Below are 3,232 nucleotides of genomic sequence, written 5' to 3'. Positions count from 1 at the left end.
ATCAGGAGGCGCGCGCCCGGCTCGAGCGCACGCGCAAGAAATGGCAGCAGAAGGTCAGGCCCTTCTTCGACCAGCTGTTCCAGACGCAATCGCGCTCGGTCGACCAGGACGCCATGGCCATGGTCGCGGAGACCGAGGACGCGATCGCCCAGGCCTCATCGCAGCTCGTCGCCTATGGCTACTACACGCCGGTCATCGTGCTCTTCGACGAGAACGAAACACGGCTGCGGGAGAAGACCGAGGCTGTCCGCCGCCTCATCCAGGCCGAGGGTTTTGGAGCACGGATCGAGACAATCAACGCGACGGAGGCTTTTCTCGGCAGCCTGCCGGGGAACTGGTATGCCAACATCCGTGAGCCGCTGATCAACACGCGCAATCTCGCCGACCTGATCCCGCTCAATTCGGTGTGGTCGGGCGCAGCGACCGCTCCATGCCCCTTTTATCCGCCGGGCTCGCCGCCTTTGATGCTGGTCGCCAGCGGCTCGACGCCGTTCCGCCTGAACCTTCACGTCGACGATGTCGGCCACACGCTGATCTTCGGTCCGACCGGGTCGGGCAAGTCGACCTTACTGGCGCTGATCGCCGCGCAGTTCCGGCGCTATCCCCGGGCGCAGATCTTCGCCTTCGACAAGGGCCGCTCCATGCTTCCGGTCACGCTCGCCGCCGGCGGCGATCACTATGAGATCGGCGAAAGCGACGGCGATGGTGCTCCCGCGCTCGCCTTCTGCCCGCTTGCCGAGCTCGGCACCGATGGCGACCGGGCCTGGGCGTCCGAATGGGTCGAGACGCTGGTGGCGCTGCAGGGCGTGACCATCACGCCCGATCACCGCAATGCCATCTCGCGCCAGGTCGGGCTGCTGGCGTCATCGAACGGCCGTTCGCTCTCGGATTTCGTCTCCGGCGTGCAGATGCGCGAAATCAAGGAGGCGCTGCATCACTACACGGTTGACGGGCCGATGGGTCAGCTGCTTGACGCGGAAAGCGACGGACTGTCGCTCCGCTCCTTCCAGACCTTCGAAATCGAGCAGCTGATGAACATGGGCGAGCGCAGCCTCGTTCCCGTGCTCACCTATCTGTTCCGCCGGATCGAGAAGCGGCTGACCGGTGCCCCCAGCCTCATCATCCTCGACGAGGCGTGGCTGATGCTCGGCCACCCGACCTTCCGGGACAAGATCCGCGAGTGGCTGAAGGTGCTGCGCAAGGCCAATTGCGCGGTCGTGCTGGCGACGCAATCGATCTCGGATGCCGAGCGCTCCGGCATCATCGACGTCTTGAAGGAATCCTGCCCGACCAAGATCTGCCTGCCGAACGGCGCGGCGCGCGAGCCGGGCACGCGGGAATTCTACGAGCGGATCGGCTTCAACGAGCGCCAGATCGAGATCGTCGCGACGGCACTGCCCAAACGCGAATATTACGTCGCCTCGCCGGAAGGACGGCGGCTCTTCGACATGGCGCTCGGACCTGTCGCGCTCGCCTTCGCCGGCGCCTCCGGCAAGGACGACCTCAAGCACATCCTGGCGCTGAAGGGCGAGCATGGCGCCGGCTGGCCGGCGCGATGGCTCCAACAGAGAGGAATAGGCAATGCCGAAACACTCCTTCACAACGGCTAGACTGGCCGGCGCGGTGTTTGCGCTCATCGTCGCCAACACATCGCCGACGCTGTCGGGCGCCGCAACCGGCGGAGCGACAGAGTGGACCCAGCTCCTCAACAACAGCGAGCTGGTCAGCCTGGTCGGCCAGTCGACCGAGCAGATCAACAACCAGGTCACCCAGATCACGCAGCTGGCGGAGCAGATCCAGAACCAGCTGAAGATCTACGAAAACATGCTGCAGAACACGGCGCGGCTCCCGAACCACATCTGGGGCCAGGTCGAGAACGACCTCAACCGGCTGCGCAGCCTTGCCGCGCAAGGGCAGGGGATCGCCTTTTCCATGAGCAATGCGGACGAGGTGCTGAAACAGCGCTTCCAGAGCTATGCCGACTTCAAGACCGGCCTTCCGGACGGTGCGAGCTTCTCCTCGACCTACCAGAACTGGTCGACGACGAACCGCGACACGATCGCCGGCACGCTGAAGACAGCCGGCCTCACAGCCGAGCAGTTCTCGTCGGAAGAATCGACCATGGACTCGCTCCGCTCGATGTCGGAATCGGCGGACGGGCAGATGAAGGCATTACAGGTCGGCCATCAAATCGCCGCCCAGCAGGTCGCACAGATGCAGAAGCTGCGCGGCTTGGTGGCACAGCAAACGACGATGATGGGAACCTGGCTTCAGTCCGAGCAGGCGGACAAGGACCTTGCCCAGGCGCGGCGAGAGAAGTTCTTCGGGACCGGCCGCTATCCGACCAGCGGTGGCGCAGTGATGGAGCCGATCCGGTGACACGCGTGGTGATCATCGGCGCAGTAGGCGTCCTTGCTGCCATCGTCATCGTCGTGGCCGTCGTGATGTCGCGCGAGAACCAGGATTCAGCCCAAGAGGGCCGCACGCGGGAGTTCTTCGGCACCCGCACATACGACACCAGTGGTGGCGAGACGATGCGGCCGGAGTGGAAGAAGTAGGGCAGGGCGGCTCAATGCAGAATCGTACGATCAGAATCACACTTCTGGCTGCACTTGGCATCTCGGCCTTCGTGATGCCCGCGATCGCCCAAACCGCCGACGGCCAGGTGCTGTCCACGCTACAAAGCCAGGTCGCGACGGCAGCGCAAGGCTGGGAAACCACCGTTATGCAGGCGGCGCGCTCGCTGTTCTGGATCCTTGCGGGTATTGAAGTCGGCATCGCCGCGATATGGCTCGCCCTGCAGGCCGCCTCGCTTGATGCCTGGTTTGCCGAGCTCGTGCGCCGCATCATGTTCGTCGGCTTTTTCGTCTTCGTGCTCGAGCAGGGACCGGACTTCGCCAAGGCCGTCGTCAACAGCCTGTTCGAGATCGGCGCCGGTGGCGGCTCGGCCTCGCCGGCCAATATCTTCAATGCCGGCCTGCAGGTCGCCTCCGTCATGTCAGAAAAGGTGCAGTTTGGCCTGTTCGAGGACAATGCGCTGGCAATCGCCGCCGTCTTCGCCATGGTGATCGTGGTGATCTCGTTCAGCCTGGTGGCGGCGATCTTCGTCGCGGTGATGGTCGAGATGTATGTCGGCCTGCTCGCCGGCATGATCATGCTCGGCCTCGGCGGCTCGTCCTTCACCAAGGACTTTGCGGTCCGCTATCTCGTCTATGCCTTCTCGGTCGGCATG

Annotated in this window: 3 protein-coding genes and 1 pseudogene; all 4 read left to right on the top strand. The window is 64.3% G+C overall.

Annotation, left to right across the window (positions count from 1 at the left end):
* A pseudogene (locus tag EOA78_RS35220) lies at positions 1-1,610 on the top strand (conjugal transfer protein TrbE); the annotation flags it as partial.
* On the top strand, positions 1,582-2,379 hold the full coding sequence (gene trbJ, locus EOA78_RS35215) for a P-type conjugative transfer protein TrbJ (protein ID WP_127320296.1): 798 nt from the start codon (positions 1,582-1,584) through the stop codon (positions 2,377-2,379). The pseudogene EOA78_RS35220 and the gene trbJ, both read left to right, overlap by 29 nt.
* Positions 2,376-2,558: a DUF2749 domain-containing protein gene (locus EOA78_RS36350; RefSeq protein WP_164784109.1), complete on the top strand. Its 183-nt coding sequence runs from the start codon at positions 2,376-2,378 to the stop codon at positions 2,556-2,558. The genes trbJ and EOA78_RS36350 overlap by 4 nt, the downstream gene beginning before the upstream one ends.
* A gap of 74 nt (positions 2,559-2,632) precedes the next feature.
* A partial coding sequence (trbL, locus tag EOA78_RS35205) for a P-type conjugative transfer protein TrbL (RefSeq protein WP_245478004.1) occupies positions 2,633-3,232 on the top strand: 600 nt, incomplete at its 3' end.

Source organism: Mesorhizobium sp. M5C.F.Cr.IN.023.01.1.1, assembly GCF_003997585.1.
Lineage (GTDB): Bacteria > Pseudomonadota > Alphaproteobacteria > Rhizobiales > Rhizobiaceae > Mesorhizobium > Mesorhizobium wenxiniae.
This window is presented reverse-complemented; position numbering and strand designations above follow the sequence as displayed.

Coding starts and splice junctions, on each gene's coding strand:
- trbJ (WP_127320296.1), top strand. CDS start 1,582: ATGCCGAAACACTCCTTCACAACGGCTAGACTGGCCGGCGCGGTGTTT.